General features: G+C 47.9%; 19 protein-coding genes. 4 read left to right on the forward strand and 15 right to left on the reverse strand.

The annotated features are described in order from the left end of the window. Nucleotides 1–42 precede the first annotated feature (42 nt). Nucleotides 43–720: a PrsW family intramembrane metalloprotease gene (locus tag GI364_RS12720; RefSeq protein ID WP_233095773.1), complete on the forward strand. Its 678-nt coding sequence runs from the start codon at nucleotides 43–45 to the stop codon at nucleotides 718–720. 5 nt (nucleotides 721–725) lie between these two features. Here the strand turns inward: GI364_RS12720 and GI364_RS12725 are convergent, their stop codons facing one another. Next, entirely contained in the window at nucleotides 726–1,091 is a 366-nt protein-coding gene (locus tag GI364_RS12725) for a hypothetical protein (protein WP_198849669.1), read from the reverse strand. Between the two features lie 189 nt (nucleotides 1,092–1,280). Here GI364_RS12725 and GI364_RS12730 point away from each other — a divergent pair, with 189 nt between their 5' ends. Continuing rightward, complete coding sequence (locus GI364_RS12730; protein ID WP_198849670.1) at nucleotides 1,281–1,439, forward strand: hypothetical protein; 159 nt, start codon at nucleotides 1,281–1,283, stop codon at nucleotides 1,437–1,439. Between the two features lie 161 nt (nucleotides 1,440–1,600). Here GI364_RS12730 and GI364_RS12735 read toward each other — a convergent pair whose 3' ends face one another. Then, nucleotides 1,601–2,290, reverse strand: a complete 690-nt coding sequence (locus GI364_RS12735; RefSeq protein WP_198849671.1) for an SIR2 family NAD-dependent protein deacylase — start codon at nucleotides 2,288–2,290, stop codon at nucleotides 1,601–1,603. A gap of 119 nt (nucleotides 2,291–2,409) precedes the next feature. Here GI364_RS12735 and GI364_RS12740 point away from each other — a divergent pair, with 119 nt between their 5' ends. Continuing rightward, nucleotides 2,410–2,811, forward strand: a complete 402-nt coding sequence (locus GI364_RS12740) for a helix-turn-helix transcriptional regulator (protein ID WP_198849672.1) — start codon at nucleotides 2,410–2,412, stop codon at nucleotides 2,809–2,811. A gap of 157 nt (nucleotides 2,812–2,968) precedes the next feature. On the opposite strand, the gene GI364_RS12745 is transcribed toward GI364_RS12740, so the two are convergent. The 4 genes from GI364_RS12745 to GI364_RS12760 form a co-directional block, all read right to left on the reverse strand. Continuing rightward, nucleotides 2,969–3,133 (reverse strand): hypothetical protein, encoded by a 165-nt coding sequence (locus tag GI364_RS12745; RefSeq protein ID WP_198849673.1) that lies wholly within the window; start codon nucleotides 3,131–3,133, stop codon nucleotides 2,969–2,971. 1 nt (nucleotide 3,134) lies between these two features. Then, nucleotides 3,135–4,919 carry an ATP-binding protein gene (locus GI364_RS12750; RefSeq protein ID WP_198849674.1) on the reverse strand — a complete coding sequence of 595 codons (1,785 nt, stop codon included), beginning with the start codon at nucleotides 4,917–4,919 and terminating at the stop codon, nucleotides 3,135–3,137. Further along, nucleotides 4,916–5,626 (reverse strand): response regulator transcription factor, encoded by a 711-nt coding sequence (locus GI364_RS12755; protein WP_198849675.1) that lies wholly within the window; start codon nucleotides 5,624–5,626, stop codon nucleotides 4,916–4,918. The genes GI364_RS12750 and GI364_RS12755 overlap by 4 nt, the downstream gene beginning before the upstream one ends. A gap of 161 nt (nucleotides 5,627–5,787) precedes the next feature. Next, nucleotides 5,788–6,279 (reverse strand): YhcN/YlaJ family sporulation lipoprotein, encoded by a 492-nt coding sequence (locus GI364_RS12760; protein WP_198849676.1) that lies wholly within the window; start codon nucleotides 6,277–6,279, stop codon nucleotides 5,788–5,790. A gap of 430 nt (nucleotides 6,280–6,709) precedes the next feature. Between GI364_RS12760 and GI364_RS12765 the strand changes: the two genes are divergently transcribed. Continuing rightward, nucleotides 6,710–7,969, forward strand: coding sequence for an IS110 family RNA-guided transposase (locus GI364_RS12765; protein ID WP_233096141.1), 1,260 nt, complete (start codon nucleotides 6,710–6,712; stop codon nucleotides 7,967–7,969). A 258-nt stretch (nucleotides 7,970–8,227) separates the two neighbouring features. Here GI364_RS12765 and GI364_RS12770 read toward each other — a convergent pair whose 3' ends face one another. The 9 genes from GI364_RS12770 to GI364_RS12810 form a co-directional block, all read right to left on the reverse strand. Beyond that, nucleotides 8,228–9,064, reverse strand: coding sequence for a pseudouridine synthase (locus GI364_RS12770; RefSeq protein ID WP_198849678.1), 837 nt, complete (start codon nucleotides 9,062–9,064; stop codon nucleotides 8,228–8,230). Between the two features lie 102 nt (nucleotides 9,065–9,166). Continuing rightward, nucleotides 9,167–9,712, reverse strand: a complete 546-nt coding sequence (locus GI364_RS12775; RefSeq protein ID WP_198849679.1) for a spore maturation protein — start codon at nucleotides 9,710–9,712, stop codon at nucleotides 9,167–9,169. After that, entirely contained in the window at nucleotides 9,712–10,305 is a 594-nt protein-coding gene (locus tag GI364_RS12780; RefSeq protein ID WP_198849680.1) for a nucleoside recognition domain-containing protein, read from the reverse strand. The genes GI364_RS12775 and GI364_RS12780 overlap by 1 nt, the downstream gene beginning before the upstream one ends. Before the next feature lie 146 nt (nucleotides 10,306–10,451). Next, entirely contained in the window at nucleotides 10,452–10,934 is a 483-nt protein-coding gene (ytfJ, locus tag GI364_RS12785) for a GerW family sporulation protein (protein WP_198849681.1), read from the reverse strand. A 2-nt stretch (nucleotides 10,935–10,936) separates the two neighbouring features. Then, nucleotides 10,937–11,566, reverse strand: a complete 630-nt coding sequence (locus tag GI364_RS12790; protein WP_198849682.1) for a DUF2953 domain-containing protein — start codon at nucleotides 11,564–11,566, stop codon at nucleotides 10,937–10,939. Nucleotides 11,567–11,706: 140 nt separating this feature from the next. Beyond that, a complete protein-coding gene (scpB, locus tag GI364_RS12795; protein ID WP_198853995.1) occupies nucleotides 11,707–12,273 on the reverse strand; it encodes an SMC-Scp complex subunit ScpB in 567 nt (188 codons plus the stop codon). Next, nucleotides 12,251–13,012, reverse strand: coding sequence for a segregation and condensation protein A (locus tag GI364_RS12800; protein ID WP_198849683.1), 762 nt, complete (start codon nucleotides 13,010–13,012; stop codon nucleotides 12,251–12,253). The genes scpB and GI364_RS12800 overlap by 23 nt, the downstream gene beginning before the upstream one ends. Nucleotides 13,013–13,084: 72 nt before the next feature. Next, on the reverse strand, nucleotides 13,085–13,717 hold the full coding sequence (locus tag GI364_RS12805) for a site-2 protease family protein (RefSeq protein WP_233095774.1): 633 nt from the start codon (nucleotides 13,715–13,717) through the stop codon (nucleotides 13,085–13,087). A gap of 146 nt (nucleotides 13,718–13,863) precedes the next feature. Then, the gene (locus GI364_RS12810) at nucleotides 13,864–14,613 is read right to left on the reverse strand and encodes a spermidine synthase (protein WP_198849684.1); all 750 of its coding nucleotides are present in this window, start codon (nucleotides 14,611–14,613) and stop codon (nucleotides 13,864–13,866) included. Nucleotides 14,614–14,729 lie beyond the last annotated feature (116 nt).

Consider the following 14,729-nt stretch of genomic DNA (forward strand, 5'->3'; position numbering starts at 1 on the left):
TCTCAACGTATCCTACGCATGACCGCAAAGGAGAGATGTCCCGTGTTATTTTATACCGCTATTGCACTGATTCCGGCTTTGCTGCTGCTAGCCTGGTTATATACTCGAGATAAATTGCATCCGGAGCCAAAAAGGCATGTATACAAACTGTTCCTGCTCGGCGCAGGGATAGTACTACCCGCGGGATTGATTGAGCGAGGTCTGATTGATACAAGCAGCGGTATTCACACGGCCACTCTGCGCACAACGTTTATCACCGCATTCTTCGTGGCCGGTATGGTAGAAGAGTTCTTAAAGGCAAGTATTGTAGAACGCAAAGCACTTCAACAAGGACTGATGAAAAGTCCAATCGACGCAATTGTCTACAGCGGTGCAGTCGCGCTGGGCTTTGCAGCGGTTGAGAACATTCTGTACGTTACCAGCTCGGGGCTGACGACTGCGGTAGTACGTTCTGTAACCGCTGTTCCCGCACACTTTATGTTCGGTATTATCATGGGCACAGCATTTTCCAGACACATCTGGCACGGCAGAAGTAAAGCCTGGGCGTACATTCTTCCTGCAGTTGCTCATGGTATCTATGACACCTTCGCATTGCAATCCGGGTTAGTCTCCAACATTCTCCTGCTTCTGTATCTCGTTGGCTTGGTTTCCTGGAGCTTGCGGCAACTCGACCAATCAGTGGAGTGGTCAGCACGTCTAACTCAATCAGACCCATCGTAACACTTCTACCTCATATCATATCCAGATTGTCCGAAGGGTTGTGGTTCCTGCGGCACCCCTTCAAAAGTCAGGAGCCATCCATTTTCAGCTTTGTACAATCGCATTTCAGCACTTTCATCCAACATCAGCATGTGAAAGAGATTCATGCTGGTTTTGAAGTAGGGACTCAAGTGTTCGTCATGCAGGCGAAGGTTAATCACTTTGTACCGGTCCTTTTCAGGAACAGGAATACCCTCCGTACCAGAAATAGATTCCCATGTCATATTCTTATCCCACAGTCCCTTATTAACGTGAGTTTTCAAGTAATCGTACACATTTTTCACAGAGTGTGATTTTCTGCTTTGTTCGGAGACAAAGCTGTACATGGTCATGCCTTGTACCTCCTTAACACGTTCCAAAACACCTATTCAAACGGCAATACAAATCCATCATAACTTACAAAAATACGAATATCCACGGGTTGTTCACGACTTCGTTAATGAAACTCATTGAAAAAACCTACTGGGGTGCTATCATCAAAACAGAAATACAGATTGGCCCTGAAAGGAGAGTGCAGGTTCATGTTTCGCTATTATACAGGTATTGCAATCATGTGTGTTGTTTTTGCAGTAATGGCCTTGTTCTTCTCGGACCATCGTACCACTATGACAACAATTTTTCTCGCAATGGCGGCAGCTTTTGAAGCAATTGCTTTTGTGACGGCGGATTCCCGCTGGTAGTGGCTGCTTTCCGGGATATGCGATACGTTAATGCTTACTGAAGCACTGAACCGAAACATTTCTCTACATATTGGCCGAGGCACTCGTTGCTTCGGCTGTTTTCTCTAGAGGATTTCTCTGCTCTAGAGGATCGCTCTAGGGGATCGCTCTAGGGGATCGCTCTAGAAGGTTTCTCTGGAGAACAATTCAGGTAAAATGTTTTCCCCGCTTTCATTGATAACAACGCAAGGTGTATTGTTCTTTCGAACCTCATTGAGAAAGTCCTTAACTGGGTACATTTCTAACTTTGTCCCTACAATCAACACGAGTTCCGATCTGCCTACCCAATCCATCCCTCGACTAAAGTGGCGAACCTCTTCTCCTTCAAGGGTAATACCAGGGTGCAGAACCGAACTGCATTCAGGACAGACAGGTACCGGTGTGTCATGCGCCATATCACTGGAAAAAATCAGACTGCAATGTCCGCACCTGAGCTCCCTCAAATTCCCGTGCAGCTCAATTAAATGAGGTGTACCAGCATCCCTGTGTAAGCCGTCAATATTCTGAGTGATGACCCAAACCCCTGCCCTCGCCAGCACAGAGTGTGCCGCATTGGGTTTTGCTCGTCGCCATTTCTCAAGTACTTCTTTGTAAACACGGTAGTATTGGACAGGATTGCTGTTGAGCAACTCTGCCTGGAAAAAGTGCCTTAATTCGACTCCTTGAACCGTATCGCCCAACAACGGCAGGCCGCTTGCTGCACTAATGCCTGCTCCTGTGATTGCGGTAATGAAGCGGGACTCTGACACAAGCTGACGCACGGGATGCAGGTACGACTGGTAGTTATTCTTAGAAATATAGACATCTGTCATAAATTTGTAACGTTTCCTTTCAAAAGTTGAATAGAATTTCATTTATTGTATTTACATTCCTACAGGAAAATATTACCGTATAAATCGAGAAGCAAATATTTCTAAAGGAGGAAGTATTCTTGAATGAATCATTCGGTACCAGGGTAAGGGCTCTACGCCTTCAACGTCGATGGTCTCAGCAGGAACTGTCACTGCGCGCAGGTATCTCGACGCCGCACATTTCCTCTATCGAACGCAGTAAACGCTTTCCATCCTTAGAATATGCAATTCGTCTCGCTGACTCTTTAGGAATTCCACTCAACTCCCTGTGTGATGAAGATATTGATTTTAAGGTACCTAAGATGAAGTCTTCACCAGAGGAACTGCCTTTGCACTTACAGAACTTTATCCTCAACGAGGCATCATTTCCATACCTTGAAGCAGCACACCGCATGAGCACACTACCAAAGGAAGACTCACAGTTTCTTGCAATGATGATAGAATTATTATCCCAAAAAAGACGCCTCCCACAACCCACTTGAAGGAGACGAAGCAATAGTCTGTATCATCTGTAAGAGGTGACTTTCAATTAACCTACCTGTACAAGAAAGGTGTGTACAGGGGAACGCCATCAAGGGCCTCCTGCACACACCTGTCCCCGTCAATACTGCACAGCTGTCCAAACGCTGTAACGAGGTGTTACAGCAATGCTTTAATTCCGTACCGTCCTCTCGGAGTTTGATAAACAGCAATGTACTGCGGCTTATAAGTATCAAGCCACTCTACAGACTGTCGAAGTCGCTCCTCAAGGCATTTTGCTTGAAACTTTGAATCGACAAGACGTAGATAATAGACCCAACCCATATTAGCCTCCATCATTTTTTGCGGGAATGAAATGGCCCAGCAGCGGAATTGAAATTGTGAACGTTGTGCCATCTTCGGGACTGCTGTTTGCCGCAATATCTCCGCCGTGCTCCAAAACGATGTAACGCGTAATCGCCAAGCCCAGTCCGGTTCCCGATTTTCCTTGCCCTCGTGTCCTTGATTTGTCCGCTTTGTAAAAGCGTTCCCAAATGTACGGCAAATCTTCCGGCGATATTCCACTCCCAGTGTCCTTCACTTGAATCAACGCGTGAGCTTCAATGGCCTGAACGCGCAACGTAACCATGCCGTTCTCCGGCGTGTGTCGAATGGCATTGTCCATCAAATTTGTAAGAACCTGCTCCATTCGATCAGCATCGCCTAAAATCATAATATCACGCTCAGCCATATCTAGTTTCAAAGTGATACGCTCATCTTGCGCCATAGCGTGAAACTTTCGGGCAACTCGTTCTGAAAATTGAACCAAGTTTAGTTCGTTCATAGACATTTGAAAGTGCCCGGACTCAAGTTGCGCCAGATTCAGCAAATCATTTACAAGGCGTTTCATTCGAATTGCCTCGTCATGAATAATTTCCGATAGCTCTATCCGCTGCTCTCTGTCATCCCCGAAGTCATCCAGCAGAGCTTCAGAGTACCCCTGCATCATACTGAGCGGAGTCCGCAGTTCGTGTGACACATTGGCAATGAAGTCCTTGCGCAACCTGTCCAGCCGGCGCTCCTCGGTAATGTCTCGCTGTACAGACACAACGCCGCGAATCTGCTCTCCGTCGGATTCATACAGCGGCGTCATTGTGACCAGCATTTCACGCCCAGTCCAAGTCAACTCACGAGTGACCGGACCTCGTTTGCTAATGACCGAAGACATTAACTGAGCGAGATCGGCCGGGAGTTTTCGGATTTCACCGTCAGAATCAGGATCCATCAAGGGAATGAATCTCCGCACGGCCGGAGGATTTGCTAACGTCACACTTCCTTCTAGGTCGGCCGCTACAACGCCGTCGTTAAGTGAAGACAGGATACTGCTCAGCTGTTCCTTCTCCCGGGACAAGGCAGCTATCGTGTGGTCTAACTGAGAAACAAGCGTATTGAAAGTTCTGCCTAAGCGTCCCACTTCGTCCGTTGTAACAACTCTGATTTTCCCACGGAAATTGCCGTCTGCCATCTCCTCCGCCACTTTATTCATCTGGACAAGAGGCCGCGAAATGTTTTTTGATAATACAAACGCCAGGGCCGTGGTGAAAAGAATGCTGAGACCTACCGAAAAGACAATCAAATTGCGCATAAGGGTAATAGGCGCATGGAGTGCACTCATCTTTTGCGAAACTTCCAACATGCCCACGGTTTTTGCGTGTGAAATTCTAAGATACACATTTATGCTGTCGTGCTCGGGGTTTCGATCCTTAGCCCGAATGTGAATGGTAACCGGCTGGCCGGACTGAAACTGGTGTTTTTGGGATGCAGTGAAGTGGTGTTGATATTCGCTGTTTAACTGTTTATTTTGAGCAATCGGCTCTGCAATGATAACCTGTACATGCGCTTTCTGAACAGATGTCAGCTTTTGCGCTACCTGCGCCGCTGTCGACGGTGTTTCACCGTTGTTTACAAGAATCTGTACGCTTTGCGCAATTCTTACTAGTTGGCGGCTCTGCTGTTGGTAAATGTAATGATCAAGAAACTGCTGTAACAGAACTGACAGCAGAGCCAACACAACAACTACCATCGCCACAATTGTAAGCCACAATTTGGCGACGATACTGTTTCTTATCATGGAGTAACCTCGAATTTATAACCGACGCCCCATACTGTGATGATGTACGAACTGACGAGTTCCGAATACTGACCGAGTTTTTCGCGCAAACGCTTAACATGGGTGTCTACAGTTCGTTGATCACCGTAAAACTGATAATTCCAAACATCGCGCAACAATTCTTCTCTAGTAAAGACCTTGTCTGGACGTTGCGACAGATAGACAAGCAAATCAAACTCCTTTGGAGTCAATCCGACTTCTTCGTCGCGTACCTCCACCCGCCTCGCGTCAATATGTATAACAAGTTCGGGAAACGTCAAAACAGGATGCAACTCCGTGTTGGCTACTTCAGGCTCACCTGAGCGCTTAAGCAAAGCTTTTACACGCATCACGAGCTCACGAGGGCTAAAGGGCTTCACAACATAATCGTCAGCTCCTAATTCAAACCCGTGAATTCGATTGGTCTCGTCGCCTGCAGCCGTCAACATTATAATTGGGGTCTGCTTCTTTTGCCGTATTTGGGCACAGACATCCCGTCCGTCCATCCCAGGAAGCATTAAATCAAGCACAATCAAAGAATAGTTCTCCTTGTTTATGGCCATATCCAACGCTTGTTCTCCATCTTCCGCTTCGTCAACGGCAAAGCCACTGCGCTCCATATACATTCGCACCAGCCTGCGGATTCGTTCCTCATCGTCCACCACAAGGACGCGTGGTGTATTTTCCATCTAATTCCCTCCTAGACAATACGCTCGTCTATCATTATGACTGTGAATGAAATTGGTAGCAATAGTTAAGATTAAATATGTAAGAAGAAGCGAGCGAGTCAATCCTCGCGCGCTTCTCAATACGAGAATACATTTTTATTGTATCTATCATCTAGTATAAATCAACTCGCATTTGGCCAAATCCGCTGCACCATGGAACTAAAACGATTCCAGATACCGGTTACTGGTTTGCCTTGATTCAACTCATTCGCATAGGTTTGGAACTGCTGATAAGCGTCCGCATTTGCGGTAACCATCACATTTGTGATTTCTGGGTGGTTCTCCTTGACAATACGAATAATGTGATTTTTCGTCTTGTTCGTCATATCTGTGTTTACCCCAGGCTGCATTTGAACAGCAACATATGCAGTTCGGTTTGCAACCAACACAGAAGCATGGCGAACCTCATTCACACCTGCAACACGGTTTGCTACGGCTTGTTCAACTGTCAGTTGATGATGAGCTGGATTCATTTGTCCGGTGTTATTCACAGCTTCATTTACTGCATTTTCTGCCATTGCTCCTGGGCCGGCTGTGTTGTTATTGCCGCAACCGCCGAGCAAAAGAAGCGCGAAACAGCCCCCGACCAAACCCGAAAGTGCAATTTTCTTCATGCTAATCCCCCCTTGTATATTAAGAACAGCTGCTGAATTGGTTTACGTAAAACCATAATGTAGTTGCTCTATTAAATTTCTGTTCCTTGAAAACCTAATCAAATGTTGATAGACCTTTCTGTGACAAAGTGAGTGTTTACGACCTCGGGCTGATCTTGGGAAAATAGCCGTAGGTGTCTACCAAGGGAATGTTCCTATCCCTCCCGTTGCCCCTCATCTGAGGGTGTCTTCCGAGGAAAGATTGTTCCCCTGGCCCCATGGAATAGACCTACACGCTGACTGTTTCCCGGTCCGTCATCCCTCCTGCCAGCAGAAGGAGGCTCGTGCACCGATGACGTCTGGTGTATTCCAATAGCTCGCAAGGCTGTCGTTCATGGGTTTCCCAGGGTCATCCCGAGGTCGCAGGCATCTGCATCCCAACCTGAAGGAGGTGATTATATTGACTTCCTCCTTGTTTGTCGGAATTGATGTAGGCAGCCAAGAGAACGTGGTTTGCTGCTTAACACAGGACGATGAGAAACGACCTGTGAGTCGATTCACCGTTACCAACAATCGTCCTGGGATTTTAGAGTTTCAGGATCGTATCTCCAAGCTGGCAAAACAGAAACAGGCTGAAGAGATTCTCTTTGGTCTCGAACATACTGGATGCTACTCAACCCATGCCGCCATGTATCTGCAACGTCATTTGGACTTTGGTGTTCAGCGTAGGGTCTACGTCTTTAACCCCAGTCTTATCAGGGAGTTTAAGAAATCCCATTACCTGAGTGCCCCCAAGAACGATAGAGTAGATGCCTGGTTTATCGCAGCTAAGCTTCGGACAGGCCTTCTCCCGCATCCCTTTACCTGGAGCGAGCCGCTCATGGCGTTGCAGCGCTTGACGCGAGCCCGCTACCACCTGATGCAGGATCTGTCTAGAGAGAGCAACTTCCTCATGACGAACTTGTATCTCAAGTTCAGTGACTACAGCAGCACAGGTCCCTTTAAGAGAAACAAGCTCTCGGCAACTTCCATTGCTGTCATGGAGGAATTCGAATCCGTTGAGGAACTCTGTGAGATGCCCCTTGAGCGTCTCATTGAATTCCTTGTGGCACATGGCAAGAACCGATTCGAAAATCCTGAGGTCGTTGCTAAAGTGCTACAGAAGGCTGCTCGCTCCTCGTACCGGCTACCCCAGTCGATGTCGGACTCGGTCAATCTCGCAATGGCTTCTAGTATTCGCGTGATTCGAACGGTACAAGAGCAACTGAAGGCACTACGCAAAGGAATTGAGGACCACTTGGCGACGATCCCGCAAACCCTTGATTCCATTCCCGGTATCGGTCCCATTCTTGCTTCCGGCATTGTAGCTGAGCTGGATGTAAGCCAGTTTAAGAGCCACGCGGAAGCCGCTAAACACGCCGGGCTCGCTTGGACCGTTCACCAGTCCGGGAAATTCACAGCCAACCGAACTCGACTGATTCATTCTGGCAACCGCTACCTCAAGTACTACATGGTTGAAGCGGCAAACAGTGTCCGGGTGCACGACCCTGTTTTCGCCGAGTACTATGCCAAGAAGAGAGCGGAGCCAAAGGAATTTGCCGAGGGACGTACCCTTGCGCTTACAGCCCGGAAACTGATGCGAGTGGTCTTCTATCTGCTAAAGACCAACCGACTTTACACTCCGGAAGGAGGGGTCCGACAACGCGCATAAACTTACCGCGATCGACCTCTATCCACCAGTTCCTAGGTTTTTCACCATATTTTAAAAATCTAGGTAGGGTGGGCTTAGTTGAGTATTGCTAATTTTGGCACCACGTCCAACGTAGTAGCAATTCGACAAATATTATGTCACCTTAGGGCCTTGACATCGTACCGCTGCTCTTTTATCGACTTAATATCTGCAGTCGAAGGGGGAACCATTCACTCAAATTGCGTTATTGTTGACTTCAGGTTCGCTGTCTGTACATCTCTACGGGCGCCTTTTTCCCCGATAGCCGCGGCTTTTTGTCTGCTTATTTTGCGTTTGATTGCTCCTGCGTCGCTGTTGCTTTCTTTTAACCTCCATCGCTGCACCAGGCCACGGAGGCGCGGTGACGCCGGAACCCTCGTAGAGTGTATCCCATTCACTCTTCGTGAGCGGTCTCCACTTCCCTGGCGGAAGTTTGTCCAATTGAAGCGGACCGTAAGCAATTCTCTTCAGGCGTTTTACCGTGTAGCCCAAGTAATCGAACATTCTGCGCACTTGCCTGTTCTTGCCTTCATGAATCGTGAGTTCTATAACCGATTCCAGCGGATGGTTTCGCAGGACACTGACCTCAGCAGGTGCTGTCGTACCGTCCTCGAGCGGCAGGCCTTTTTCCAACTGTTTGAGCTCTTCCTTCTCCGGCATTCCGACAAGTGTCACGCGATACACCTTTTCGATGCCGTGGGACGGATGCATCAGCGCCTGAGCCAAATCTCCATCGTTTGTCAACAGCAAGAGACCACTCGTTTCGTAATCTAGTCTCCCGACTGGATACAGGCGTCCGAGACTGGACGGAACCAGTTGTAGTACCGTTCGTCGTCCCTCAGGATCTGTAACGGTTGTCACATAAGAAGTGGGCTTATGTAGAAGAATGCATTGTTTCTCTTCCAGAACCACCACTTTATCGTCAACTGTAATTTTATCAACGTCTGCTCTGACCTGTGTACCTAGCTCCGTGCACACATGTCCGTTTACTTTCACACGGCCGTCTACAATCAGTTGTTCACATTTTCTCCTTGATGCAATCCCGGCGTGGGCCAGTACCTTTTGCAGCCTCTCCAAAACCATCACTCCCTGTCGCCTTCATCGTCCAAAGGCACACGGAACATTATACTGGTTTAGGAAGAGAATGCGAAGTCGACGTTTTGCATCGTCAAGGGCACTTCAAAACTTTGGAACACCGAGCAACAGCGTCACAGCAAACACGCTAAAAACGACACTCGCTAAATCAGCTAGTAGACCAACCTTCAATGAATATCGGAAGTTGGAAATGCCGACGCTCCCAAAATAGACGGTAATCACGTAAAGCGTCGTATCCGAACTTGCCTGCATGGTGGAAGCAAGTTGTCCCATCCACGAATCCACACCGTGATGCTGAAAAATGTCCGTCATAAAGGCAAGTGATGCCGAGCCGCTGATAGGCCGTAAGAGTCCAATGGGAGCCACTTCCGGCGGAATACCAAAAAAGTGAAACAAGGGTGACAGAGCATGTACAATAATTCCCATAGCGCCGGAGGCCCGAAAAACTTGAACGGCCACCATCATAGCGATTAAATGCGGCATAAGTTGAATAGAAGTGCCAAATCCACTTTTTGCGCCGTTGATAAAAGTATTATAAATGGACACTTTTTTCACATAGCCTGTGACCAAAATGGCGGCGATGATGCACGGCAACATCCAAGCGGAGATGGTAGAAATGATAGCCTGCATCAAGTCGCCTTCTTTCGACGTGCCATCGCTCTGAACAACCTGTCCAGAATAATGGCTGCAAGTGTAGCCATTCCCGTTGCCAAGACAGTAGTACCCACAATTGAAGTCGGATTGGCTGAATGATACTGCATCCGAATTGCAATCGTAGCAGTGGGAATTAAAGTAATACTTGCCGTATTGATAGCGAGCAGTGTACACATTGCGTCACTAGCTGTCTCTTTGTCAGGATTGAGTTCCTGAAGTTCCTTCATGGCCTTGAGACCAATCGGAGTCGCAGCATTGCCAATCCCGAGAATGTTCGCGCTCATGTTTGCAAGGATTGATCCCATTGCCGGGTGGTCCGGAGGAACGGATGGATACAAGAAACGCGCAATCGGACGCAGCAGTTTGGACAACCACTCAATGACCCCAGCCTTTTCTGCAATTTTCATTAAACCAAACCAAAGCGCAATTACGCTAATCAAGCCAAAGGATAGTGTTACGCCTCGTTCCGCACCGCCGAGAACGGCCTGGGACACTTCATTAATCCGTCCCGTAAATGCGGCTGTACCAAGACCTACGACAAACAAACCGAGCCAAATCAGGTCAATCAAGCTGGCACCCCCTACAGAAGATGTCCATCTGTTTTAAGGGTATGCCAGCCTCATGCTATTTAGGACAAACTATTTCATTGTTATGCCATGCACGAATTCATTGTTGTGCCATGCACGAACTTGTCTGCGCGTTGAAATCACCGGGCTTAGTGGGTGGGAGGTTGTTCGGATTCATGGCTGCCGACGGACTCTGAGTATTTTGTTTCCGATGATTTGGAGTCCTTCTTAAATATGGATTGAATCTTTTCTATTACAACAGGTGCCATGTCCATCATTCTGTCGTAAAGTTGGTTCTGATTGTCCGCGGATAGAAGGCGTACGTTATCGCCCTTAACAATCAGAAAGCCGATAGGAGTTATGGATATTCCGCCTCCTGAACCGCCTCCAAAGGGATGTTCTCCGCTGCTTTCCTGACCGGCGTTGCCGCCGCCCGATTTCGTGTGTGAAGACGAATCTGCCACCTCAAACTCACTGCCGCCTGCTGCGAATCCAAACCCAACTTTTGACACTGGCAGAATCACTGTTCCGTCAGGTGCTTCAATGGGATCGCCAATAATTGTATTGACATCCACCATATCACGAATGTTACTCATTGCAGTTTGCATTAGTCCCTGAATGGGATGCTCCATGGCTATTGCCCCCTCTTGCTCTTCCATATACGAAAAGAACGAATTGCTGCCCACATAGCGTACCCGACGCGAATTTGGAGTATACACAACTGCGACAAGTCAAACACCTCTTCAGAAAAGTCTGGCTTGACATGGATTGTAGGCAATCGCTCCAGTCGCATGTAGTGGCTCATCACTCCTACGACGTCTCCAATGATTCCGTATGCTGATCCGACTGCAAGTCCAGTACTGGGTGCGTCCCCTGTTCCAATTGTCAACTTACTTGAAAATGCTGTGATTTTCGTTTTTCTTAACGTCCATTTCCCAATAGGTGTAAAACGCCGTAACTTCCGGACCCACGTGGGCCAGTCTTTTAGAATTTTCCATGCTTCCTCCGCTGTGAAGATCCTGTGCTGTGACTTCTTTGCATTATGAACGGAGCTGTTCAAGGAGGGGCCTTCGTCAGTCATTGTCGGTTTCACGTCGGAAAAAGACTTGCGAACTGTGATGAGTCCAAACAAATAGCTAAACTTCACAAATCCGGTAAATTCACTGCCGGTCTTTGACACAGAAACTTCTATAGTCAAAGAAAGCCACAACAAAATGACAAGAATCAGGAAGACAAAAACGGCAATAAAGAACCAAAGCCACATGAAAATAACCGCCCCATCGTTATATCGGACGGTTTTACTTTTCCCGTAACACTTGTCTTATATACAAAAGCAAAGCGTCTTGACGAACGAAGTGTAGGTCACAGCAGTATGGATCACAGCAGTATGGATCACAGAGGAAACTAGTCCCGCGGCAGTTCTTCGGGCCTCACCTCGAACAGTGACAAATCTTGTGAGACCTCTTGCTCTTCCGGTAACTTCGGAAGTTCCGAAAGGCTGCGCAAGCCAAAGGTCTGTAAAAACAAATCTGTCGTACCAAACAGAACAGGTCTGCCCGGGGCCTCTTTGCGACCAACTTCTTTTATTAGTTGGCGATGTGCCAGGGTTGCGACAACTCTGTCCGATTGAACCCCCCGAATCGACTCAATATCCATCCGTGATACAGGCTGTTTATACGCTACGATGGAGAGAACTTCAAGAGCGGCAGCACTTAATTGAGTAGACGACGGCGACGCAGCTAAGCGCCGTATGTAATCCGAGTACTCGGAACGCGTCACTAACTGCCAAGTTCCTGCCAACTCGGTCACCGCAAGGCCTGATTCCCGCTGTTCATACTCTGCCTGAAGCTGTTTACAAAGCGACAAAGTCTCGTCTATGTTCAATTGTAATGCATGTGCAAGTTCCTCTGTAGTTAGACCCTCGCTGCCAACAGCAAACAAGAGAGCCTCAAGCGGGGCCGTCAGCGACATAAGCACTAGACTCCTCCTCACCCAACACAATCTCAATCTCTTCAAACAACGTCAATTGCCGACAATGGACCTGTCCATTTTTTATTAATTCGAGCAACGCCAGGAAACCGGATACCACTTCCGTACGGGTAACAGAAAAACTCAGCAGCTCGAAAAAACCACACGACCCATACCTCTGCAGTTTACGCAGTATCGACTCCATCATCTCCTCCACACTTACAACGCGGCCGGGAATCTGAGCGACTCTGTCCTGTTTCGGGATGCGACGAAGTAATTTCACAAGTGAATCAACTAAATCCCACATTGACACGCCTTCCACCCGCGTCGGCGCATCAGGCGTATACGGAGTTAAATCAAGCGGCGGCCGCGAGAATATCTGGCTTTGCGACAAACCCAGTTCTTTCAGCTGGAGTGCGCCGTGCTTGCACAATTGGTACTCAATCAGTTGTTGAACCAACAATTCCCTTGGATCAGCAACTTCTTCGTCGTCCTCCTCCTGTGCGGGCCGCGGCAGAAGCATTCTGCTTTTGATGGCCAATAAGGTAGAAGCCATGACAAGAAACTCGCTGGCAATTTCCAGAGACAGTTCTTCCATGGCACGAAGGTATTCCAAATACTGCTCTGTAACAGAAGCAATCGGAATGTCGTGTATGTCAACTTCCTGTTTTTTTATTAAGTGAAGTAACAAGTCCAATGGACCCGAGAACTTATCCAACACGACTTCATAAGCTGCAGCCACGCGCTCCTACCCGCCTTCAAAAAATCGTCTACAAACAGTCCTAGTCTAGCCTGTATCGTGCCGCCAAATTGCCTACAGAACCAGTACGACGCCAAATACCGCAGCAATAAGAGTTGTGACATACTGAAAAAGAATCATCAACAAATTGTTCAACGGCGGTATTAAAAAAAGCAGAAGTAAAATGAACGGTCCATACACGTCCAGCTTTCGATAAGCCATCTCCTGTTTATAAGGCAAAAAGTTGGACACAATTCGGGATCCGTCGAGTGGAGGAATTGGAATCAGGTTGAAGACAAACAGGATAACGTTGATGTAAGCCCCCCAGGACACGAGCCGATGTAAAAAATCTTGGATTGAACTGGTCGGTATGCTCCACTCGCGCAGAATAGTGAAGCAAATTACAGCGAGAACCAGATTAGAAAAGGGCCCTGCAAAAGCCGTCAGAATCAAACCGGTTCGCGGTCTCTTAAAGTTGCCGCCGTTGATGGGAACTGGTTTCGCCCAGCCGATGGGTGCAAACAGCATCATAATCAATCCCAGTGGATCCAAGTGGACCAGAGGGTTCAGAGTTAACCTGCCCGCCAAGCGCGGCGTTCTATCACCAAGCATGTCAGCTGTTCTGGCATGCGAATATTCGTGAATCACGAGACTGATTGGTATGACTAGTACAAAGAAGATGAACGCAGGTCCAAGTAAATTCGACAAACCGTGAACTCCTTTTACATTGGATTAAATTCCACCGCAAAAACAATCCCCATTCTCGCGAGATTTACGCACATTATAGCATAAACTTATACAACTCGACGGAAGTCAAATGACGCCAGCAGGGACCCATGGCACCTATGCTTGGGCTAGGAACGAAGCCGAAGCGGCCACGTCAGGCGTTCCCAGGGTGACAAAATCTGACTGTGACGCAATGCAGAACGGATACGAAGATTGGAAATGTGCTCGGATTTGGAGAGAATGACAAGTGTATTTTGACTGGTATAGGGAACTCCCACCGGGATCATAATGGCCGAAGGAAAGCGGTTCTTTGCCTCCTGCCACCAACGCTTCACTTGTCCATACGGCGGAACTTGAGAGATTACATTGAAACAGGCTGTGCCCGTGGCTTCAGCAAGCGCTTCATCAATCCACTGCAGCACATCAAGTTCCAGTACTGGGGAATAAATTTGAGTGCTCATGTAAGCATCGAGAAACATTAAATCAAACTTTCTGTCAGAGCTTCGTATGTACTTAAGTCCATCTCCTACAAAATAATTCGCATTCTCATAGGAAGGAGCGTTAAAGTATTGGATTGCAGCCTGTATGACCTGCTCGTCCACATCCACACCATAAATCTCTGACTCCGGAAATCGATTCGTCACACTTGTAATGGAGGTTCCAGTGCCGACGCCCACCGACAGAAACGAGTGAATGGGTCCAACCATCTCCAAAGCAGCGGCAAAAGCCCTTTGATATGGAAAGACCGGACGGGATGGGTGCTGGTGGTGAAGCGCTCCCTGCCACCCTCCATGCAATCCGAAACGCATATAGGTAACTGTGCCTTTCTTGACAATCCTGATGTCATGCACATTTCCCTGAATTCGAATCTCACCCACAGACTTCACCCGCCAAGTCTTAAATAATCACACCTGCTTGATATCCATACTATACCATCAGTGTGACGGGGTCTACATTGTTGCTGTCGGGGCGGTGTTTACCGTCCGGATAACAG

This window comes from Alicyclobacillus sp. SO9, from assembly GCF_016406125.1.
Classification (GTDB): domain Bacteria; phylum Bacillota; class Bacilli; order Alicyclobacillales; family Alicyclobacillaceae; genus SO9.